This is a genomic window from Streptomyces gilvosporeus (assembly GCF_002082195.1).
Taxonomy (GTDB): Bacteria; Actinomycetota; Actinomycetes; order Streptomycetales; family Streptomycetaceae; genus Streptomyces; species Streptomyces gilvosporeus.
Map to the genome: position 1 here is coordinate 1434942 of NZ_CP020569.1, position 21537 is coordinate 1456478.

Annotated in this window: 20 protein-coding genes; 12 read left to right on the forward strand and 8 right to left on the reverse strand. The window is 71.1% G+C overall.

Going from position 1 to position 21537, the window contains the following annotated elements; translation table 11 throughout:
• Positions 1–2: 2 nt before the first annotated feature.
• The 5 genes from B1H19_RS06295 to B1H19_RS06315 all read left to right on the forward strand — a co-directional run bounded on the left by B1H19_RS06295 (position 3) and on the right by B1H19_RS06315 (position 5414).
• Positions 3–1529, forward strand: a complete 1527-nt coding sequence (locus tag B1H19_RS06295) for a sugar ABC transporter ATP-binding protein (protein ID WP_083103622.1) — start codon at positions 3–5, stop codon at positions 1527–1529.
• Positions 1526–2566 carry an ABC transporter permease gene (locus B1H19_RS06300; RefSeq protein ID WP_083103623.1) on the forward strand — a complete coding sequence of 347 codons (1041 nt, stop codon included), beginning with the start codon at positions 1526–1528 and terminating at the stop codon, positions 2564–2566. The genes B1H19_RS06295 and B1H19_RS06300 overlap by 4 nt, the downstream gene beginning before the upstream one ends.
• Complete coding sequence (locus tag B1H19_RS06305) at positions 2541–3692, forward strand: substrate-binding domain-containing protein (protein ID WP_083103624.1); 1152 nt, start codon at positions 2541–2543, stop codon at positions 3690–3692. Before B1H19_RS06300 ends, B1H19_RS06305 begins: the two co-directional genes overlap by 26 nt.
• Before the next feature lie 133 nt (positions 3693–3825).
• The gene (locus B1H19_RS06310; protein ID WP_203237115.1) at positions 3826–5034 is read left to right on the forward strand and encodes a PP2C family protein-serine/threonine phosphatase; all 1209 of its coding nucleotides are present in this window, start codon (positions 3826–3828) and stop codon (positions 5032–5034) included.
• A gap of 38 nt (positions 5035–5072) precedes the next feature.
• On the forward strand, positions 5073–5414 hold the full coding sequence (locus B1H19_RS06315; protein WP_083109457.1) for a S1 domain-containing protein: 342 nt from the start codon (positions 5073–5075) through the stop codon (positions 5412–5414).
• A gap of 91 nt (positions 5415–5505) precedes the next feature.
• Here the strand turns inward: B1H19_RS06315 and B1H19_RS06320 are convergent, their stop codons facing one another.
• Together B1H19_RS06320 and B1H19_RS06325 are read right to left on the reverse strand one after the other, a co-directional pair.
• The gene (locus B1H19_RS06320) at positions 5506–5859 is read right to left on the reverse strand and encodes a hypothetical protein (protein ID WP_083103626.1); all 354 of its coding nucleotides are present in this window, start codon (positions 5857–5859) and stop codon (positions 5506–5508) included.
• A 47-nt stretch (positions 5860–5906) separates the two neighbouring features.
• Entirely contained in the window at positions 5907–6671 is a 765-nt protein-coding gene (locus B1H19_RS06325; RefSeq protein WP_083103627.1) for an SDR family NAD(P)-dependent oxidoreductase, read from the reverse strand.
• Between the two features lie 292 nt (positions 6672–6963).
• Between B1H19_RS06325 and B1H19_RS06330 the strand changes: the two genes are divergently transcribed.
• Both B1H19_RS06330 and B1H19_RS06335 read left to right on the forward strand, forming a co-directional pair.
• Positions 6964–7644 (forward strand): restriction endonuclease, encoded by a 681-nt coding sequence (locus B1H19_RS06330; RefSeq protein ID WP_083103628.1) that lies wholly within the window; start codon positions 6964–6966, stop codon positions 7642–7644.
• A 176-nt stretch (positions 7645–7820) separates the two neighbouring features.
• Positions 7821–8555, forward strand: a complete 735-nt coding sequence (locus B1H19_RS06335; RefSeq protein WP_083103629.1) for a GntR family transcriptional regulator — start codon at positions 7821–7823, stop codon at positions 8553–8555.
• Here B1H19_RS06335 and B1H19_RS06340 read toward each other — a convergent pair.
• The 3 genes from B1H19_RS06340 to B1H19_RS06350 form a co-directional block, all read right to left on the reverse strand.
• Complete coding sequence (locus B1H19_RS06340; RefSeq protein ID WP_083103630.1) at positions 8540–9451, reverse strand: phosphatase domain-containing protein; 912 nt, start codon at positions 9449–9451, stop codon at positions 8540–8542. The genes B1H19_RS06335 and B1H19_RS06340 overlap by 16 nt on opposite strands.
• Before the next feature lie 2 nt (positions 9452–9453).
• The gene (locus tag B1H19_RS06345; protein WP_083103631.1) at positions 9454–10662 is read right to left on the reverse strand and encodes an RNA ligase; all 1209 of its coding nucleotides are present in this window, start codon (positions 10660–10662) and stop codon (positions 9454–9456) included.
• A gap of 114 nt (positions 10663–10776) precedes the next feature.
• The gene (locus B1H19_RS06350) at positions 10777–11643 is read right to left on the reverse strand and encodes a dienelactone hydrolase family protein (protein ID WP_083103632.1); all 867 of its coding nucleotides are present in this window, start codon (positions 11641–11643) and stop codon (positions 10777–10779) included.
• A 228-nt stretch (positions 11644–11871) separates the two neighbouring features.
• Here B1H19_RS06350 and B1H19_RS06355 point away from each other — a divergent pair, with 228 nt between their 5' ends.
• A complete protein-coding gene (locus B1H19_RS06355; protein ID WP_083103633.1) occupies positions 11872–12486 on the forward strand; it encodes a hypothetical protein in 615 nt (204 codons plus the stop codon).
• Here the strand turns inward: B1H19_RS06355 and B1H19_RS06360 are convergent.
• Complete coding sequence (locus B1H19_RS06360; RefSeq protein WP_083103634.1) at positions 12483–13364, reverse strand: LysR family transcriptional regulator; 882 nt, start codon at positions 13362–13364, stop codon at positions 12483–12485. The genes B1H19_RS06355 and B1H19_RS06360 overlap by 4 nt on opposite strands.
• Before the next feature lie 105 nt (positions 13365–13469).
• On the opposite strand from B1H19_RS06360, the gene B1H19_RS06365 reads away from it, so the two are divergent.
• Complete coding sequence (locus B1H19_RS06365) at positions 13470–14207, forward strand: CTP synthase C-terminal region-related (seleno)protein (RefSeq protein ID WP_083103635.1); 738 nt, start codon at positions 13470–13472, stop codon at positions 14205–14207.
• Between the two features lie 27 nt (positions 14208–14234).
• On the opposite strand, the gene B1H19_RS06370 is transcribed toward B1H19_RS06365, so the two are convergent.
• Both B1H19_RS06370 and B1H19_RS06375 read right to left on the reverse strand, forming a co-directional pair.
• Entirely contained in the window at positions 14235–14861 is a 627-nt protein-coding gene (locus B1H19_RS06370; protein ID WP_083103636.1) for a GOLPH3/VPS74 family protein, read from the reverse strand.
• 23 nt (positions 14862–14884) lie between these two features.
• Positions 14885–16849, reverse strand: coding sequence for an ATP-binding protein (locus B1H19_RS06375; protein WP_083103637.1), 1965 nt, complete (start codon positions 16847–16849; stop codon positions 14885–14887).
• A 399-nt stretch (positions 16850–17248) separates the two neighbouring features.
• Here B1H19_RS06375 and B1H19_RS06380 point away from each other — a divergent pair, with 399 nt between their 5' ends.
• The 3 genes from B1H19_RS06380 to B1H19_RS06390 all read left to right on the forward strand — a co-directional run bounded on the left by B1H19_RS06380 (position 17249) and on the right by B1H19_RS06390 (position 21516).
• Positions 17249–18229, forward strand: coding sequence for an ABC transporter permease (locus B1H19_RS06380; RefSeq protein ID WP_083103638.1), 981 nt, complete (start codon positions 17249–17251; stop codon positions 18227–18229).
• Positions 18230–18280: 51 nt separating this feature from the next.
• Positions 18281–19318: an ABC transporter permease gene (locus B1H19_RS06385; RefSeq protein ID WP_083103639.1), complete on the forward strand. Its 1038-nt coding sequence runs from the start codon at positions 18281–18283 to the stop codon at positions 19316–19318.
• Positions 19319–19380: 62 nt separating this feature from the next.
• On the forward strand, positions 19381–21516 hold the full coding sequence (locus B1H19_RS06390) for an ABC transporter ATP-binding protein (RefSeq protein WP_083103640.1): 2136 nt from the start codon (positions 19381–19383) through the stop codon (positions 21514–21516).
• Positions 21517–21537 lie beyond the last annotated feature (21 nt).

Consider the following 21537-nt stretch of genomic DNA (forward strand, 5'->3'; position numbering starts at 1 on the left):
AAATGCGTCAGCACGCGCCTCCCCCGCGCCGTGGCCCGGAGCCCCTCGTCCGTATCCGCGGTCTCGGCAAGCGGTTCGGCGGCACCGTGGCGCTGGACGCGGTCGACCTCGATATCGTCCCCGGCAGCGTCCTGGCCCTGCTCGGCCCCAACGGCGCCGGAAAATCCACCCTCATCAAGGTCCTCGCGGGCGTCCACCACCCCGACGAGGGCGAGGTGACGGTGGCCGGGCACCCGCTCGGCAGCGAACCGGCCTCCCGGACCATGTCCTTCATCCACCAGGATCTGGGGCTGATCCCATGGATGACGGTGGCCGAGAACATCGCGCTGGGCACCGGCTATCCGCGCCGTGCGGGACTGCTGTCCTGGCGGCGGGTCCGCGAGCGGTGCACCGAGGCCCTGGGCATCGTCGCCGCGCATCTCGACCCGCGCACCACCCTCGCCGACCTCCCGCGCGCCGAACGCTCCCTGGTGGCCCTCGCCCGCGCGCTCGCCGCCCGGGCCGCACTCCTCGTCCTGGACGAACCGACCGCCAGCCTTCCGGCGGCGGACTGCGCCCGGCTCTTCGGCGTCCTGCACTCCCTGCGCGACCAGGGCCACGCCATCGTCTTCGTCACCCACCGGCTCGATGAGGTCTACCAGGTCGCCGACGCCTTCGCCGTCCTGCGCGACGGCCGTCTGATCAGCCACGGCCCGCTCGCCGGCTACCGCCCCGCCCAGCTGGTACGCGACATCGTGGGCCACGAGCCGGGCGGCTATGCCTTCGCCCCCGCCGCGGGCCCGGCGGTCCTGCGCCTCGACGGCGTACGGACCGCGCACACCGGACCGGTCGGCCTGGAACTGCGCGCCGGGGAAGTCCTCGGCATGGTGGGCCTCACCGGCGCCGGACACATGGAGCTGGGCCGCGCGCTCGCCGGCGCCCGCCCGATCGTCGCCGGACGGGCCCTGCTCGACGGGCGGCCGTACGCACCGCGCTCGGTCACCGCCGCCGTCGACGCCGGTGTCGCCTTCGTGACCGGCAACCGTCAGGAGGAGGGCTGTGCGGCCGAGTTGACCGTACGGGAGAACTTCCTGGCCAACCCGCGGGCGGACGGTCTGACGGCCTTTCACTGGATCGGCCCCCGGCGCGAGCGGGCCGAGGCGGGCGCGCTGGTCGAACGGTTCGCGGTACAGCCCCGGGACACCGAGGCGCCGGTCGTCACCCTCTCCGGCGGGAATCAGCAGAAGGTCATCGTCGGCCGGGGGCTCCGCACGGGCCGCAGACTGCTGATCCTCGAGGAGCCGACCGCCGGGGTGGACGTCGGCGCCAAGACGGCGGTCTACCGGCTGCTCCAGGACGCGCTGGCCGGCGGCCTCGCCGTCCTGCTGCTGTCCACCGACTTCGAGGAGGTCGCCACGGTCTGCCACCGGGCCCTGGTCTTCGTCCGCGGTGCGCAGACCGTGGAGCTGAGCGGCGCCGCCCTCACCGTCACGGAGCTGGCCCGCGCCGCGTCGGCCATGGCACCGCTCACCGGGACGACCCGGCCATGACCCCCGCCCGCCGTCCCCCGCTGAGCCGCCGGTTCGGTCATCTCCTCGGCCCCTACGGCCTGTTGGCCCTCACCATCCTGCTGTTCGTGGCCTTCTCCCTCGCCCTGCCGGACACCTTCCCCACCCTGGACAACATCTCGGCGGTCCTGTCCAACCAGTCGATCCCCGCCCTGCTCGCGCTCGGCGCCATGATTCCCCTCGTCACCGCCAAATTCGACCTGTCCCTCGGCTACGGTCTCGGCTTCGCCCACGTCATGACCCTGCAACTGATCGCGAACGACGCCTGGCCCTGGCCGCTGGCCTGTCTGACGGTGGTCCTCGGCGGAGCCGCCTTCGGCACCCTCAACGGCGTCGTCGTCGAATTCGCGAAGATCGACTCGTTCATCGCCACCCTGGGCACCGGCAGCATCCTCTACGCACTCACCGGCTGGATCACCAACGGCGCCCGGATCATCCCCGGCCCCCAGGGCCTGCCGGCCGCCTTCACCGACCTGTACGACTCCCGGTTCCTGGGCCTGCCGGTGTCCGCCTTCTACGTCCTGGCCCTCACCGCCGTCCTGTGGGTACTCCTGGAGCGACTGCCGTTGGGCCGGTACCTGTACGTCATCGGCTCCAACCGCCGCACCGCCGACCTGGTGGGCATCCCCTCCCGGCGCTACGTCCTCTACGCCTTCACCGGATCGGGGCTGGTCGTCGGTATCGCCGGCGTCCTGCTCGCGGCCCAGCAGCGCATCGGCAACCCCAGCGTGGGCCTGGACTACCTGCTACCCGCGTTCGTCGGCGCGCTGCTCGGATCCACCGCGATCCGCCCGGGCCGCGCCAACGCCCTGGGCACCCTGATCGCCGTCGTCATCCTCGCCATCGGCCTCGCCGGAATCGGCCAGCTCGGCGCCCAGTTCTGGGTCACCCCGCTGTTCAACGGGGTCACGCTGCTCCTCGCCGTCGGCATGGCCGGCTACGCCGCGCGCCGACAGCTGCGGCAACCGCGCACACCGCCTCCCCGGACACCCCGTGACCTGCCCAAAGTCGCCTCGTAGCGGCCGCGTCGCCGTACTGGCGGTGGCGGCCGCCCTCCTCGTCGGCTGCCAGCGCGGTACGTCGACGGGCGCCGGGCCCTCCCCCTCGGAACCGGCCCGGCCGGGATGCCCCACCGACCTGGCCCGGGCCGAGGCGGCCACCGCATTCGCCGAGAAACCCCACACCATGTGGCACGGCCCGGCCCTCGGCCCCAAGGCCACCTCCGGCAAGGACATCGTGTATGTCGCGCAGACCATGACCAACCCCGGCGTCGCGGGCGCGGCCAAGGGCGTCCAGGAGGCCGCGAGGGTCATCGGTTGGAAGGTCCGGGTGATCGACGGGCAGGGTACGCCCGCCGGGATTCAGGCCGCCTTCAGCCAGGCCATCGCCCTGCGTCCCTCGGGCATCGTCCTCGGCGGTTTCGACCCCGGCCTGACGTCGCAGCAGGTCGCCCAGGCCACCACGGAACACATCCCGCTCATCGGCTGGCATGCGGTCGCCGCCCCCGGCCCGAGCACGCACCCCGCGCTCTTCACCAACATCACCACCCGGGTCCAGGACGTCGCGAAGATCAGCGCCGACTGGATCATCGCGCACTCCCACGGCCACGCCGGAGTCGTGGTGTTCACCGATGCGTCGATTCCGTTCGCCAGGAACAAGTCCGACCTGATCAGAAAGGAACTGGCCACCTGTTCCGGCGTGCACGTGCTCGCGCAGGAGAACATCCCCATCTCGGACACCAGCAGCCGCACCCCTCAGGAGGTCTCCTCGCTCCTCTCCCGCTTCCCGGACACCTGGACGCACTCCGTAGCCATCAACGACGTCTACTTCGCCGACGCGGCCCCCGCCCTGCGCGCAGCCCGTAGGAAAGGCGCCGGCGCCCCCTTCAACATCGGCGCCGGCGACGGCGACCCCTCCGCCTTCCAGCGCATCAACAGCAGGCAGTTCCAGACCGCGACCGTCCCCGAGCCGTTCTCCCAGCAGGGCTGGCAGATCCTCGACGAATTCAACCGCGCCTTCTCGGGCAGGCCCGCCAGCGGCTACGTCGCCCCCGTCCACATCGCCACCGCCGCCAACAGCGGCGGGGCCACCACCTGGGACCCACCCGGCTACCGCGCGGTGTACCGGAGGATCTGGGGCAGGTAGGACCCAGGGCGGACCGCACTCAGCCCCTTCGCAGAGAGAGTCGTCGACGCGGTGGTGGCCCGGCCCGGCGGGCGCCGCTGAGGTGAGAGGCGCGGGGATCGGTGTGAAACTGGGTGCGGAAGGGGTGATCCCCGTGCCGGACGCTTCGCAGGCGCCCGCCGATCCTGGCGGCGCCGTCGACGAGAGTCTGCTGGAAGAACTGATCACCGAGGCACAGATCGTCCTCCCGGTGGATTTGTCCGCGCTGGCGAACCGGTGCGCCGTGGCCCTCGGCCTGGACGGCGTGCGGCTCTACGTCGTCGACCTCCAGCAAGTGGTGCTCGTCCCGCTCGACGAGTCCCTGGAGCCGCTGCCGGTGGACGCCTCGCAGGCCGGCTGGGCGTACCGTACGGTCTCCCCGCGGGTGACGGACAACGGCGACGGCCTGATCGTCTGGGTGCCGCTGGTCGACGGTGCGGAGCGGCTGGGAGTGGTGGCGGTGCGGACCGCCACCCTGGACGGGCCGCGGATGCGCCGCAGCCGGATGCTGGCCGATCTGCTCGCGATGGTCGTCACCTCCAAACGCGCCTACAGCGACTGGATCGTCGCGCGCACCCGCACCGCGACCATGCGGCTGCCCGCCGAGATGCTGCGGGCCTTCCTGCCGCCCCGCACCATCGGCAGCAAGCGGTGCGTCTCGACCGCGGTGCTGGAGCCGGCGTACGACGTCGGTGGCGATGCCTTCGACCACTCGGTGGTCAAGAACGTGCTGCACACCATGATCCTCGACGGCATGGGCCACGATCTGGCCTCCGGTCTGACCACCTCGGTGGCCATGGCCGGCGCGCGCAACGCCCGCCGCGGCGGAGCCGACCTGCCCGACCTCGTCGGCTCCGTCGACCGCGCGCTCGCCCAGTGGCTGCCCGACCACTTCTGCACCGGTGTGGTGTGTCGGCTCGACGCCAGCACCGGGGACTTGCGCTGGATCAACTGCGGCCACCCGCCACCGCTGCTGATCCGCGCCGAGCGGGTGCTCGACGGAGCGCTGGACAGCCCCCCGCAACCACCGATCGGCCTGCACCTCGAACTCGGCCCGGCCGCCCGGCAGATCCACCAGACCACGCTCCAGCCGGGCGACCGCGTCCTGCTCTACACCGACGGTGTGGTCGACGCACGCGATGCGGACGGCGTGGAATTCGGCCTCGACCGCTTCACGGACTTCATCATCCGCGCCTCCGCCGCCGGCCAACGCCCGGCCGAGGTACTGCGGTTGCTCAGCCACGCCATCCTCGACTACCAGCACAACAACCTGCGGGACGACGCCACCATCCTGCTCTTCGAATGGCACCCACGGCACCAGTGAGGGGCTCTGTGCGCTCCGCGCCGTGCGACGATTCCTTCGTGGTGGCAGAGGCCGAGTGGACTCGGATGCGGAGGGGTCTGCGCTTCGGGCAGGTCTTCGAGGGCACCGTTGTGCGCGTTCCCCGGCCGGGTGCGATCGGGATCTTCGTGGACATCGGCCTGAGCGTCGGCGGCTTCGTCGACGTCGCGTTGCTGCCGGAGCGGAGCGATGACTGGCCGGTGGAAGGCACCGTCACCGCGTTCGAGATCTGGTGGGCCGACAGCCGCCGGCAGATCCGGCTGAAACCGTCCGATCCCCGGTACCTGTGCGACGACTTCACCGACTTCGTGGACCGATTCCGCCCCCAATGGCCATCCCAGATCGGCCGTCCGCTTCCATGACACCGGGCCTCGGCACGCGACGCATTGCGCCGCATCGGCCTCGAACCCGGCCGGTCCGCCTCCCCTCAAAAGCCCTTCCCCGCAACATCCCTCACCGGAACTCGTGCACCACCTCGATCCTGCCGACGATATGGGCGTTGAACTCATCAAGCTCCTCGGCCGGCACCCACAGCTCGAGAATCGTCTCTCCGCCTGCCTGCTGGACCGGATACCGGCGCACAAACTCCGACTCCACCTCGAAACGCGTCACGAAGCCGGCCCCGTCGTGCTTGACGTTCCAGTCCCTCGCGATCTTGACCGCGTAGTCCTCGTTGAGAACCGGGTAGAAGATCGGCTGCTCGGGCAGCCGGGGTGGCCAGGCACGCCAGTTCAACTCCCGTACCAGATCCAGCTCCTTGGGGCCGGTGGGGCGCCACAGGATCGTCGTCGATCGCTGACTGGTCATGAGAATCGCTCCAGCGGCTGGCTACGGTGGCGTTCACGTCGAGGGTGCTACAGATTAACGCCGCCGGTGACGTCGATCTTGGTGCCGGTGATCCAGCGAGCGTCGTCGGAGGCCAGGAAGGCGACCGCATCGGCGATGTCCGGGACCTGGCCGATCCGGCCGAGGGCGGTCAGACCGATGTTGCGCTCCAGGTTCGCGGGGTCGGCCAGCACTTCGGCGGTCATGTCGGTGCGGGTGAATCCGACGGCGACGGAATTCACGGTGATGCCGCGGGAGCCGAGGTGCTTGGCCAGGGTGTGGCCGAACACTTCGAGTGCGCCCTTGGTGAGCGGATAGCCGATGCCGTGAGCGGAGGCGATACGGGTGGAGACGGAGGAGATGTTGATGATCCGGCCACCGTCGCGGAGTCGTGGCAGCAGCCGCTGGGTGAGGAAGAACGGTGCCTTGATGTTGACCGCGACCATCTGGTCGAACTCCTCAGGGGTGAGCACCTCGATCGGCCGCCCCATGAGGTTGAGCCCCGCGTTGTGCACCAGGATGTCGAGCGTCGATTCCCCGTGTGCGCGCAGTCCGGCCTCCAGCCCGGCCACGAGCGTTTCCACGTCCTCGGGAACGCCCAGTTCGGCACCCACGGTGAATGCCCGGCCACCGGCCTCGGCGATGGTCGCGGCGGTCTCCTCGGCCGCCGCCTCGTTACTGCCGTAGTGCACGGCCACCAGAGCGCCGTCCCGGGCCAGGCGTTCGGCGATACCCCGCCCGATGCCCCGGCTGCTGCCGGTGACCAATGCGACCTTTCCATCGAGGTTTCCCATGTTCACTCCCTGATCGTGTTCCGCAGAGCCCTCCAGATCCCGTCAAGAAAGGTTAGCCTCACCTAACTTTCTCATGTCTTCAGTCACCGAGATCTGATGCCTTTTCGGCCACGGACGCGCACCCCACCGGCCGCCGACGCAAGCCGCCGCCTGGGGAATCCAGCCAGGAGAGCGCTTTATTGCCAATCGCAGCCAACTCGGGCACAGCGCTGCCGGGCTCCCACTACACATGAAGGCTGCGTGAATGTCGGCCGTCTTCGGAGCGAGGAGGGCCATGGTCGGGGGAGGAAGCATGGCCGCACCGGCCCGACGACGTCGATCCACCCGTACCCGCCGCCCCACCAGGAGGCCCCGGCGCCGCACCGTCCGGCAACGTAGGCGTGAGGCCGCAACCAGCCGCCTCGTCGGCGCCGTTGTCGTCCTCGCGACGGTGATCGCGGCAGCCCGCGCATACCCCGTCACCACCGGCGTCCTGGCCGCCCTGATCCTCGTCGCGGCCCTTGCCGTTCTCCTCGTCCGCACCGGTCGCCTCCGGCTCCCCGCACTGCCCACCGCTGCCCGGGCGGACTTCACCCACAACATCGCCGCCTACCAGCACATGACCGGCGCCCAGTTCGAGCACGCCATCGCCGACCTCGCCCGCCGCGACCCCTCCGTCCGCACCGCCACCGTCGCCGGCGGCGCGAACGACCGCGCCCTCGACGTCCTCCTCCACCTGACCGACGGCCGCCGCATCGCCGTCCAGTGCAAGCGCTACGCGCCCTCGAACCGCGTCGGAGCACCCGTCATCTACGCCGTGAACGGCACCTACCGCGCCTACCACCGCTGCGACCAGGCCCTCATCATCACCACCAGTTCGTTCACGCCCGCCGCACAACGCGCCAACGCCGAACTCGACCACCCTCTGCGCCTCATCGACGGCCGCGCCCTGGGCCGTTGGGTCTCCGGAGGACGCCCGCCCTGGGTTGCCTGACCGCGAGCTGGACCATCACCATCGCCGACAGCGACGGCGCCACGCCCCGGGCCCCGCCCGGCCGCACCACCAGGGCCGCTGTGGCCCCCATCCCCCATGGCCCCCCACGACCACCAGTAAGAACAACGTGACATTGTACGCTGTGAGGCACCGGCACGAAGGGGAACACCACAGCCATGGGGCACCTCAAGCAGCGCAACCTCAACACCACCAGGGAGCGCCTGCGCGACCAGGTGGCCCACCATCTGCGCGCCGGGCTCATCTCCGGTGAACTGCGGCCCGGTGAGGTCTACTCGGCGCCCGCGCTCGCGGAGGACTTCGGGATCTCCGCGACGCCGGTGCGCGAGGCGATGCTCGATCTGGCGCGCGAGGGGCTGGTCGAGCCGGTCCGGAACAAGGGCTTCCGGGTGACGGAGGTCAATGAGCGCGACCTCGACCAGTACACGGAGATCCGTACCCTGATCGAGGTCCCCATGGTCGGCCGGATCACGCGCACCGCCTCCCGGGCGGACCTGGAGGAACTGCGGCCGGTCGCCGAGGAGATCGTGCGCGCCGCCCGCGATCACGACCTCATCGGGTATCTGGAGGCCGACCGGCGGTTCCATCTGTCGCTGCTCGCCCTCGGCGGCAACGACCGGCTGGTGGAGACCGTCGGCGACCTGCGCAAGCGCTCGCGGCTCTACGGCCTGACCGGGCTGGACGAGCGCGATCAGCTGATCCCCTCGGCCGAGGAGCACCTCGAACTGCTCGATCTGATGGTGGCGGGCGACGCCGAGGCCGCCGAGCGGTGCATGGCGCGCCATCTCGGCCATGTGCGCTCGCTGTGGGCCGAGGACGCCGAGGGGCGCCCGCCCGTCGAGCGCGGGCGCCGTACGCCGCGCCCCCGGACTCCCCGTCAGAAGTTGCCGTAGTTGACCTGCCAGGTGGGCAGGCCCATCCGGCGCCAGACGGCGACCACGCGGTCGCGGTCGTCCAGGGAGACGCGTACCGCGAGGCGGTGGCGGACGTGGCGGTCGAAGAGTTCTGCCTTGACGAGGTCGTCGCGGCGGCCGTCGCCGGCGGCGCGCATCCACAGTTCGTCGTAGGGGACTTCGTGCCGGTGCAGCCATGCCTCGGTGCGCTCGCGGTGCTCCTCGCCGCGCCCCGACAGCAGGGTGATGACATCGCCGTCGCGCCGGAAGGAGCGCAGGGCGTCCCGCACCGAGACGTTGAGCAGGTCCTCGCCGCAGCGGCTGAAGTCGTAGGGGCCGCGGTCGCCCCGCAGGGCGAGCGTTCCGTCGATATCGCACATCACGGCCGGCGGCAGGGCCGGGTCGGCGGTGTAGGGCTCGACGGGGACCTCGTCGTTGAACCATTCCGCGGTGAGCCGCCAGCCGCCCTGCCGGGCCTTGGCGTGCTTGTCGGCCAGGATCCGGATGATCTCCTCACCCGCCGTCCGCTCCCGTTCGGCGTCGCGCCGTATGCACTCCTCCACCGGTACGTCGGTGAAGTCGTGCACGACGAAGTCGGCCGTTCCGGCCACCGCCGCCTTCAGGCGCTTGGGAATGTGCGGCGTCAGATGGGTGTTGTCCACGACGACGTCGAAGCCGCCGTCCACCGCCGCCCGCACCGCCGCGTCCTGGATCGCCAGCACGGTCTGCTCGTGTGCGTACGACCGGCCGCGCTCGGGTGCCGGGATGTCGAGCATGGTCCGCAGGTCGTCGAGGTTCACCCGGCGCATCCGGCCCTCGGACTCCGACTGCAACGCCCGCGCGGCGGTCGTCTTTCCCGAGGCCGGAAGCCCCGTCATGACGTGTACTACGGGCACGGTCAGTTCTCCTCGTCGGTGGTGAAGGGGTCGGCGGTCTGCGGACGGACGGAACGGTACGTCATCAGCTCGGTGGGGCGCCCGTCCAGGCGCTGGAACATGGCGGGGCGGACGGCGGCGTCCGGCAGCGCCTGCGCTGCGCGGGCGAAGGCGCCCCGGTCGGTGGCGAGCGGGGCGAGGGAGGCGTACGCCTCGTCGATCGCGCGCTCGCGATCGGCCACGTCCTTCTCGATCCGCGTGATCACCTCGCGCACCCAGGTGTCGAATTCGTCGGGCACCTGCTCCAGCAGCGCGTCCAGCGGCCGGCCGCCGGACGCCGCGATATCGGCCGCCGAGCAGCCCAGCGCCTGGGCGAGCTGCTTGGGCGGCAGCCCCGCGAAGCGCTGGATGCCGTGGCTGCGCCAGATGTCCCGCTCCGTGACGCCGGTGAGCACCTTGTGCAGCCGTACGTACTCGGCGAGCTTGGCCTTGGCCCGGATGCCCGAGGCGAAGCGCAGCACATAGCCTTCGGCGTCCGTGCCGGTGGCGGTCCGGCCGTCGGGCAGCCGGTTGGCGTCGGTCCGGGCGAGCAGTTCGGCCAGCGGCAGGGCGGGCCAGACGGTGACGACCGAGCCGATGCCCTGCCAGCCGGCCGCGGCGTCGGCCAGGGGTATCTCCGTGCCGTCCTTGCCGATGGCGGCGAGGAGCACCAGGTCGCGGCGCTCGCCGTAGTCGACGACGATGCGGTTTTGCGGATAGAGGATCTCGGCGAGATAGGTCACGCCGGGCACCAGGGCGGAGGTGTCCTTGCCGTCCAGCAGGCGCTGGGCCCATGTCGCCTGGGTGCTGATGAACGATCCCCTGGTGGCGACCTGCCAGCGGTCGGCGTAGTGGAAGATCACCGCGAGGCTGCCGTCGACCTTGTCGTACACCTCGAACGGCTCGTCCGGCAGCGCCGGCGCGTACGGCTGACCGGTCCCGTGCTCACCGACGTTGAAGAACTTCGCCAGCGGCAGCGCCACGATCTCGCCGGTCACGTCATCGGCGACCAGACCGCGGCAGCGCAGCGTCGCCTCGTTCCAGACGCGCTCGAACTGGCAGGCCCTGGTGTACGAGTACAGGGACAGCGGCAGTTCGGGGTGCCGCTTGCGGCTGATGTGCCCGGCGTCGAGGGCGGCCGTCAGTTCCTGCGACGGCACCAGCTCATGGAGAGTCAGGTAGTCCTGGCTCATGTGTTCCTCCTGGTAGTGGACCTTGATTGTCACGTGCAGGAGGGCCGGGTGAACACCGAATTAGCCGCCTACGGGCGTGTGGTGATCAGGATCATGACGGCGCGGCGCCCCGCGTCACTCGCCTCCCACCGGGGCGGGCGTTTCTCCGGCCGTCTCGTGGGGCTGCTCCAGCAAGCGGGTGCGGAAGAGGTCGAGCACCTCGTCCAGGGCCGCGCGGGTCGGTTCGCCCGGTGCGTCGACGAGGTGCTCGGTCAGCACGGAGTGCGGCGGCAGCGCGGCCTCGGGGTTCGCGACGGAATCGTCCAGCTCGACGGCGACGAACGCGTCACCGAGTGCGCGGCGCAGAAAGGCGAAGCGGTCGCCCGGCACCAGCCGGTCGCCGCGGAAGCGCAGGCCCATGACCCGAAGGCCGTCACGTTCGCAGCGGCCCCGGACGGCGGCGAGGTCCTCGGCGGAGATGTCGATCCCGGCAGCCCGGCCCTTGGTGAGGGGCAGCGGCAGGGACGGCTGGGACAGGACGGGGGCGAGCAGGCGCTCATCGGCGGCCATGGCGAGGGCGAACCCGCCGGTGAGGCACATCCCGATGGCTCCGACGCCGGGGCCGCCGCAGCGCTCGTGCTCGTACCCGGCCAGGGCCCTCAGCCAGGTCACCACGGCCGAGGATTTCCCCGTGGCCAGCACGGTGAACTCCCGGCTCACGCACACCTTCCCCATCGACGAGGCGGTGTAGAGCGCCGACTTCAGCCGGCCGCCGGACGCCGGGAAGCCCTCGCGCCCCGGCGTGCCGAAGAGCACCGGGAGCACGGCGGTGCAGCCGATCGCGGCCACGCGTTCCGCGAACGCGAGCACCTTGGGCGTGATGCCCGGGATCTCCGCCATCACGATCACCGCGGGCCCCGTACCGCGCCGCAGAATCCGGCGGGTGACGCCGTCATGGGTGAAGGTTGCGCGGTCGAAACCGGTCAGGTCATGATCTGCCATGGCTTACCACCGTCTTGGTCGGATGCTGGTCGTGGGCCACTCTCCGGACCGGGGCGCCTGGCCGCCCGTCCGTCGCGTTCCCCGCGAGACTACCCAGCGGTAACTCCTCGCGCATGCCTTCCGCTTGTCCGGCCGGGCCCGCGGGACTGCGGTGGGCGCCGACACCCTGGCACCCACCGGCGTGCGACGAGGTAGCTTGACCGACCGGGAACGATGCACGGGGGACAGATGGGGCACCACGAGAGAGCGGCCGGTACGGAGGCCGCGCCCGCCGAGCCACCGCCGCGGAACCGGGCGCGCATCGCGCTCGGTGCGGTCCTCGTCCTCGTCATCCTGACGGCGGCGGGCCTGGTCATGCGGCTGCCGCTCGACGACTTCCGCTACACAACGGGCCTGTCCGGCACGCCCGGTACGTTCACCGCCGCGCGGTGCCACACCGTGGGCTCGGGGCGCAGCTCCTCACGCACCTGTACGGGGACGTATGTCGCGGCACACGGCGGGTTCACCGCTCGCACGGCGCGGATGGACGACGGCGGGATCGAACCCGGCAGGCCCGTCAGGGTGCAACGCGAGGCGGACGGCAGCTACGTCCGGCCGCTGACCTCCGGTGCGCTGGAGGATGTGGCGGGCGCCTTCTTGATCACGTCGGTGGCTGCGTTCCTGTTGCTGGGGGTGTGTGTGAGCTCCCCCAGGGTTGTCGTCGAAGGCGATGCTCCGCTCCGCGCGAACCCGCGGCCCTGGCGCATGGCGCTGTCCGTCCTCCTGACGCTCTCCATCGGAGGGGGCGTGGCGGGGGCGTTGGCGTTCGCCGCCGGCTTCGTGATGGTGCTGACCGGCCACTAGCCGCCGAGCGCGGCGAGCAGGGAGCGGGTCGCCGTCGTCGTTCTCCTGGGGTGCAGCGCCTCCGTGCGGTGCACGAGGCGCGGGGCCGAGACCGGGACGGCGATCGTGTCGGGCAGTGCGGCGGCCGTTGCCGACGCGAGGACGGCCAGCCCGTGACCGCTCGCGACCAGCGTGCCGAGCCCCGCCAGGTCCGTTCCTGCATAGCTCGCCCCGCGGCGAAAGCCGTCCGTCTGGGCGGCGGCGCGCAGTTGGGACAGCGGGACGGCCGTGTCCGGGGCGTCGAGCCAGTGCGCGTCGGCGAGGTCGGGGAGGCGCAGCGCGCGGCGGCCGGCCAGCGGGTGGCCGAGCGGGAGCAGTACGGCGAGGGGGCCCTCGGCGAGGGCGAGGGTGGTCATCGGCCCGGTGTCGGGGAGGGGAAGCGGGTCGCTGGGGGCGGCGATGCCGTCGACGAGTCCCAGGTCCGCCTCGCCCGTCATGACGGCCCGTAGGACCGCATCCCGCCCCAGCACCTGCACCGTCGTCGACAGCCCGGGTTCGGCGCGCCGGACCCTGGCCAGTGCACCGGCGAATGCGGGGGTGACCGTGCCCGGGGCGCACGCCACTGCCAGTCGGCCCGGGCGTATGCCGTGCAGGCCGACGATGTCGGCACGGGCCGCGTCGAGGCGCAGCAGCAACGGCCGGGCGTGCTCCATCAGCCGCCCGCCCGACTCCGTCGGTCCGACCGGCCGACGTTCCACCAGCCGCGTACCGAGGTCGGCTTCGAGGGCGGCGATGTGCTGTGAGACGGCGGATTGGGTGTATCCGAGGGCCTGGGCCGCGGCGGAGAACGAGCGGTGGTCGATGACGGCGACGAAGGTACGCAGGAGGTGCGGGTCCATCGGGGCAGTATCGCGGCTCCCCTCGATTGTCCATCAGTTCTGCTGATGGACGATGCAGTGATCATCGTTGGACGTGATCGCGCCCCGGCGTCAACGATGGACCGCATGACACCTACCGCACGCCTCGCCCTGGTCGGCGACCGCTCCCCCAACGTCCGCTCCCACGCGCGTATTCCGGAGATCCTGGACTCCCTGGCCCTGCGCGAGGGGCTGCATCTCGATGCGTACTGGATCCCCACCGAGGAGGCCGAGGCGGACCCGGCCGGGGGTGTGGCGGGGTTCGATGCCGTCTGGGTGGTGCCGGGCAGCCCGTACAGGAGCGAGGCGGGCGCGCTGGCGGCCATCCGGACCGCGCGGGAGGGGGAGATCCCCTTCCTCGGTACCTGCGCGGGCTTTCAGCATGTGCTGCTGGAGTTCGCGCGGGGCGTGTGCGGCCTCGGCGAGGCACAGCACGCCGAGAACACCCCGGACGCCGACGCCGAGACGGCGGTGATCGTTCCCCTCTCCTGCTCTCTGGTCGGGCACGAGGGCGTGATCCGTGTGACGGCGGGCTCCCGGGCGGCCCTCGCGCTGTGGAAGGAGCACACGCTGGAGCGTTACCACTGCTCCTTCGGTCCGAATCCGGCCCATCTGGAGACCCTGCGGGCCCACGGCCTGGAGTTCACCGGTACCGACGAGGCCGGCGAGGTGCGCATCGCCGAACTGCCCTCGCATCCCTTCTTCCTGGCCACCCTCTTCCAGCCGGAACTCCGCGGTGATGACACCCGCCCGCACCCGCTGATCAGGGAGTTCGCGACGGCGGCCGTACGGCACGCGGGGATCGTACGGCCGCCGACGCGGTGAGCCGAGGGGGCCCGGCGTCCGCCGTCGTCAATCGCCTCGCCAGATGTTGTCGAAGGCCGCGTCGTGGAGGGCTCGGCGCTGCCGTTCGAACTCCAGGTGGCTCAGGGCTTCATGGAGGGCGGCGAGGACGGTCGCCACGTCGTCGGGCGGGTCCGGGGTGTGTTCCAGGGTGTGTTCCGGGCTGTTCGCCGCCTGTGCGTCGTGGATGCCCACGGCATGCGCGAGGGCGGTGAGTACGGGCTCTTCCGAGGACCAGCGGTATGCCGCCTGGCGCCGGGCGGGCGAGTCGGTCAGCACCGTCCGCGTGGTCCGGAAGGGCCGTCGACCCTCGCGTTGCCGGGTGAGCTGGCCGTCGGCCTCCAGTGCGGTGAGGTAGGACGCGGCCAGACCACGCCCTCTGCGCCACAGCCAGTCGTCGACCGATTCGTACGGGGCCTGCCGGACGAGCGCCGCGGCGGCCTCGTCCAGGAGGTGATCGTCGAGGGTGGGCCGGTAGCCCGGCACGATGTGCTCGCCGTCGAGGGTGATCGCCTGGGCGCTCAGGAGGTCGAGCAGCTCGGCTCCGGCGAGCGCCAGGGACAGGTCGCCCCGCTCCAGGCGGCGGCTGGCGGCCGTGTCCAGAGCGATGATCAAGAGGTCCCGTGGTGTCGTCATGGGCGGCGCTCCTGCGAGCGATTTTACCCGTCCAGCAGCTCGATGACCTCCTGGGCGTACTGCGGAAGCGCCGCCTCCTCGTACGCCGACCGGGCCCGCTCCCAGTAGGCGCGGGCCGCGTCCGGACGGTGTCTGGCGAGCGCCAGGTGGCCGAGGTGGTGCAGGGTGCGGGCCCGCCCGGCGGGGTCGTCGAGGCGGTGGTAGACGTCCAGGGCGCGCCGGTAGTGGTCCTGGGCGGCCTCGTGATGGCCCTGCTGGCGGGCGGTGTACCCCAGGTTGAACAGGGTGTGGCCGCCGGCCCGGTGGTCTTCGAGTGCGTCGAAGAGCGGCAGGGCGGCGGCGTAGTGGCGTTCCGCCTCGGCGTACCGGCCGCTGCGCCGGGCGGCCGTGCCCATGCTGTGCAGGGTCCTGGCCTCGCCTGTGCGGTCGCCGAGCTCGCGATAACGGGCGAGTGCGTCGGCGAATACGGGCAGCGCCTGGTGGAAGTCCTGCTGGTGCTTGAGGAAGTCGCCCAGGTCGTACAGGGCCAGTGCCTGCTGGGCGCCGTCGGGCAGGGACGCGGCGAACTCCACGGCCGTATCGCAGACTTCACGGCCGGCGGCCCAGTCCTGCCGGCGGCGGAGGAACCAGCTGACGTTGTGGGCCAGCGGCAGGGCCATGGCGGGCCGCCCGTGCCGCTGGGCCAGCTTCAGGGCCGAGCGCAGATTCTGGCTCTCGGTGTCGAGCCAGCGCTCGGCCTCGTCGTCCCGTCCGCGCTGCCGGGCCGCCGCCACGATCCGCTCGGTGGCGTCCTGGGCGGCGTCGCGGTAGTGGGCAAGCAGCCGGTCGACGGCGGCCTGGATGCTCGCCGTGTCGTCCTCCTCGCCGCAGCGCCGTTCGGCGAAGAGCCGCAGCAGGTCGTGGAAGCGGACCCAGCCGCGGGGTTTGCCGTGCTCGATCATGTGGACGCCGCGCAGCGCGCGGAGCAGTTTTCGGGCCTGGGGCAGGGGTTGTCCGGTGAGCGCGGCGGCGGCCTCCACGCTCACCTGCTGGCCCGGGTTGAGGGAGAGGTACCGGAACATCCGGGCCTCGTCGGGGGTGAGCCGGGCGTACGAGAGGGCGAAGGCGGCGGTGACCGAGCGGCGCTCGCCGTAGGTCAGTTCCTCAAGGCGGGTGGCGCGGTCGCGTAAGGCCGCGGTGAGTTCGCCGACGGTCTGGTCCGGGTCGCCGGCCAGTATGGAGGCCACGACGGCGAGCGCCAGGGGGAGATGGCCGCACAGGGTGGTGAGGTCCTCGACGGCCTCGGGCTCGTCCTGGGCGCGGGTGTCGTCGGAGCGCCGCATGCGCAGCGTACGGGAGATGAGAGCGGCGGCCTCGGCTGGTTCCAGTACGCCGAGATCGACGATCCGGGAGCCCGGCAGATCGGCGAGGGTGTGACGGCTGGTCACCAGGGCCCGGTGGAGCGGGGGTCCGGGCAGCAGGGGCCTGATCTGGTCCGTGGCGGAGGCGTTGTCGCACACGATCAGGGCCGCGCCGTGCCGGTCGGCGCGTTCCGCGAGCTTGGAGCGGTACAGCGACAGCCGCCCGGCGAAGGTCGGGGGGAACAGCTCGTCGGGGACGCCGAGGGCGCTGAGGAAGACGGATACCGCGGTCTCGGGCCCCACGTAGCGGAGGTCGTCGTAACCCTGGAGGTTGATGAAGAGCACGCCGCCGGGAAACCAGCCCGCGTCCACGGCGTCATGGGCGGCGCGCAGCGCGAGAGCGGTCTTGCCGACGCCGGCCGTGCCCGCCAGCGTGGACACCACGACCGGCGCGGCGCCGGAGCCGGGCCGCAGGGCGTCGGTGACCTGCCGCAGTGCCTCGTCCCGGCCGGTGAACTCCGGTACGGCCGGCGGCAGGCCCGCCAGCGCGGTGGGCACGGGCGGCGAGAGGTGCAACTGCCCTACGTGGCCCGCTTGGACGACCGGGCCGGTGACGCTCCCGCTCAGATCGTTGGACGACTGGTTCACGGCACCTTTTCTAGCCCACCGGTGGCGGAGTGAGGAAGGCGGGCCGTCCGCTCCCCAGCGGACGCTCGGGGCGGCACGCCAACACACTCCTTAACGTAAAGTTTTGTTCAATTGGGCCGGGGCAACGTTACGTTCCGCACGCTGTCCGCATACCGGGCATCCTTGCCCGGAGAGCGACCGAACCTGCAAATGAGAGGCAAGGGCGCGCGCATGCCCGCATGTTCATCGGTGGTTGCCCGTAATGCCCCTGTGCGTTCGGTGAGTTCCCGTTATCGCTCCGTAAACAACTCGTGATCGACAATTGGCTTGCCCTGGCTAAAAAATGTCGCTCGACCAGCACCGTCCCCACACAGCCGTCACGCGCTGATGCGGTGCGCAAGAGGGAGAGGCATCGAAAACATGGGCCGGTATCTGCTGCGCCGATTGGCGAATTATCTGGTCCTCGTGGTCGTCGCGGCGTCACTGACGTACTTCCTGGCCGGGCTCAGTCTCAACCCCCGCGCCAAGTTCGAAGGACGTAATCCCCCGCTACCCGAGACGTCCATCACCAAGACGCTCGACGAGTACAACATGAACCCCGACACCCCGATCCTCACCCGGTTCGGGCACTGGGCGGAGGGCGTCGCCCACGGCGATCTCGGCAAGACCATCGAGGGCGACGACGTCAACGACGACTTCGGGCGTCGGGTGGGCGTCTCCACCCGGCTGTTGCTGCTCGCCACCATCGTCGGCTCCATCGGCGGTGTGGCCCTCGGTGCGTTCGGCGCCATTCGCCAGTACCGGCTCTTCGACCGGTTCACCACCCTGGCCTCGTTCTTCGTGCTGGCCATGCCGGTGTTCGTGATCGGCGTCGCGCTGAAGATCGGCGCCACCGCGCTCAACGACGGCACGCAGACCATCAAGGTGCTCGGCGAATACGATCCGCAGTACGCCGGGCAGTGGAACGTCGACGCCCTCGTCAACCGCGCCCAGCACATGCTGCTCCCCGCGCTCACCCTGATCATCCTTCAGGTCGCCCTCTACAGCCGCTACCAGCGCTCCACCATGCTCGACGTCCTCGGCAGCGACTTTCTGCGCACCGCCCGGGCCAAGGGGCTACGGCGACGAAAGGCCCTGGTCAAACACGGCCTGCGGACCGCGATCCTGCCCGTGGTGCCGCTGCTGGTCTACAACATCGTGCTGCTCTTCACCGGCGCGACCTTCACCGAGAAGACCTTCGGCTGGCACGGCATGGGCGAACTCCTCGTCGACTCGATCGGCAAGCAGGACGTCAACTCCGTTGCCGCGGTGGGTCTGTTCACCGCCGTACTGGTGCTGATCGCCGGTCTGCTGTCAGATGTGCTGTACGCGGCGCTCGATCCGCGCGTACGGGTCCGCTGACCCGGCCCCGCAGACCGACCACCACCCCACCGCACCTCAGGAGAGCGCGCGATGAGCGTCCAGCTGCCCCCCGCCACCGAACCCGCCCCCGGCCCCGTTCCGCCGACCGAAGCCGAAGGCCGCCCCGCCAAGGCCCGCACCTCACGGCTGCGGCTGACCGTCCGCCGATTCGCCCGTAACCGCCTGGCGCTGTTCGGGCTGTTCCTCCTCGTGCTGCTGTTCCTCGGCGCGTACGGCGGCCCGTTCCTCACCAAATGGGACTACCAGCAGCACGACTACCTGAACTTCCTCGCCAACCCCTCCGGGGACCACTGGTGGGGCACCACACAAGGCGGCGTCGACCTCTTCGCGCTCACCATGCGCGGACTCCAGAAGTCCCTGATCATCGGCCTGCTGGTCGGCGTCATCTCGACCTTCCTGGCCGCCACCGTCGGCGCGTTCGCCGCGTACTTCGGCGGCTGGACCGACCGGGTGCTGATGTGGATCGTCGACCTGTTGCTGGTGATGCCGTCGTTCCTGATCATCGCCGTGCTGTCGCCCATGTTCCGCGGCTCCACCTGGCTGATCTTCGTGGTGCTGCTCGGCGCCTTCAGCTGGATGATCACCGGTCGCGTCGTGCGCTCCATGACCTTCACGCTCAAGGACCGCGAATTCGTCAAGGCCGCCAAGTACATGGGCGTCTCCGCGCCGGTCATCATCTTCCGGCACATCCTGCCCAGCATGGCCTCGATGCTGATCATCGACACCGTCATCCAGGTCGGCGCGGCCGTCATCGGCGAGAGCAGCCTGTCGTACTTCGGCTTCGGTGTGCAGGCGCCCGACGTCTCCCTCGGCACGGTCATCGCCGACAACACCACCAACGCCACCACCTACCCGTGGCTGTTCTTCTTCCCGGCCGGCTGCCTGGTGCTGATCGGCGTCTCCATCTCCTTCATCGGCGACGGTCTGCGCGATGCGCTCGACCCCAACGCATCCGGCGCCAAGGCGCGTTCGCCCCGTAAGAAGAAGCAGCCGAAGACCGGGCGGCCGACCGCGGCCGTACCGGCGCAGACCACGGCCACCGCCGACAGCCAGGGCGCCGCCTCGTGAAGCGCGCCGTCCCCACCCCGCACCAGCACTCCGCGCACCGCGCGCCAGGAAGGACCCCGACGGTGACCGAGACCAGCCCGGCCCAGCCCACCGAGGCCCTCGACACGACGCAGCCCGTCCTCGAGGTCAGCGATCTGACGGTCTCCTTCCCTAGCGAAGCGGGCCGGGTCCAGGCCGTGCGCGGCGTCTCCTACGCCGTGCGTCCCGGCGAGGTCCTCGGCATCGTCGGCGAATCCGGCTCGGGCAAGTCCGTCTCCTCCATGGCCGTTCTCGGACTGCTCCCCGAGACCGCCGAGGTCACCGGGTCCGTCAAGCTCGCCGGGCGCGAACTGCTCGGCCTCGGCGACGGCGACCTGTCGAAGATCCGCGGCAAGGACATCGGCGTGGTCTTCCAGGACCCGCTGTCCGCGCTGACCCCCGTCTACTCCGTCGGCGACCAGATCGTCGAGGCCCTCCAGGTCCACCAGTCGCTGGACAAGGCCGCCGCCCGCAAACGAGCCGTCGAACTCCTCGACGTCGTCGGCATTCCCGACCCCAAGCGCCGGGTGGACGCCTTCCCGCACGAGTTCTCCGGCGGTATGCGCCAGCGCGCGATGATCGCCATGGCCATCGCCAACGACCCCAAGGTCATCATCGCCGACGAGCCCACCACGGCCCTCGATGTGACGATCCAGGCCCAGGTCCTGGAGGTCCTCAAGACCGCGCAGGAGGTCACCGGGGCCGCCATCGTCATGATCACCCATGACCTCGGTGTGATCGCCGGCTTCGCCGACCGGGTGCAGGTCATGTACGCGGGCAAGCCGGTCGAGGCGGGCCCCGTGGACGAGGTGTACTACCGGCCGCGGATGCCGTACACCATCGGCCTGCTCGGCTCCATCCCCCGGCTCGACGAGGCGCGGGCGGAGGGCACCGAGCGCCGCGCCCTCACCCCGATCGACGGCAACCCGCCCGCCATGGTCGACCTGGCACCGGGCTGCCCGTTCGCCCCGCGCTGTCCCGTCGCCGTCGACCAGTGCCGCACGGTGGAACCGGAGTTGACGGTGGCCGAGGGCGCCGAGCACCCGACGGCCTGCCACCGCGCGCACGAGATCGGCGCCGGGCTCGACCGGAACGCGGTCTATCCGCTGCCGGTCCTGCCGGAGGCCGGCGAGATCGAGCTGCTGCCGCGCGAGGAGCGCGCCACCGTCCTCGAACTCGACGGCCTGGTCAAGCACTTCCCGCTCACCAAGGGCGCGATCGTCAAGCGCACCGTCGGCACCGTACGGGCCGTCGACGGCATCAGCTTCGACATCCGCGAGGGCGAAACGCTGGGCCTGGTCGGCGAGTCCGGCTGCGGCAAGACCACCACCCTGCTGGAGATCCTCGATCTGCCCAGCGGCCAGGCCGGTACGGTCACCGTCTTCGGCAAGGACATCCGCGGTCTGAGCCGGGCGGACCGCAAGGGACTGCGCCGCGATATGCAGATCGTCTTCCAGGATCCGATGGCGGCGCTCGACGCCCGGATGCCGATCGGCGACATCCTCGCCGAGCCGCTCAAGACCCACGGCTGGGACAAGGAACGGATCGCCGCCCGCGTCCCCGAACTCCTGACGATGGTCGGCCTGGAGCCCGAGCACGCCGACCGCTATCCGCAGGAGTTCTCCGGCGGCCAGCGCCAGCGCATCTCCATCGCCCGCGCCCTCGCGCTGGAGCCCAAACTGGTCATCCTCGACGAGCCGGTCTCCGCCCTCGACGTCTCCATCCAGGCGGGCGTCCTCAATCTCCTCGACGAACTCAAGACCCGCCTCGGGCTCAGCTATCTCTTCGTCGCCCACGACCTGTCCGTCGTACGGCATATCGCCGACCGCATCGCGGTGATGTACCTCGGCCGGATCGTGGAGAGCGGCGCGGCCGACGACGTCTTCGCCGCGCCCTCCCATCCGTACACCCAGGCGCTGCTGTCCGCGGTCCCGCTGCCCGACCCGCGCAAGGAGCGGGAACGCAGCCGGATCCTGCTCAGCGGCGATCTGCCCAGTCCGGCGGATGTGCCGTCCGGCTGCCGGTTCGCCGGCCGCTGCCCGAAGTACGCCGGGCTCGGCGAAAGCGAACAGGCGCGCTGCCGGGACGACGACCCGGCCACGGCCGTCCTCGGCCCGGACCACGGCGCGGCCTGCCACTACGCGGCGGCGGTCGACGTCGTTGCGTCCGCGCCGCAGTAAGCCGCACTAAGCCGCAGTAAT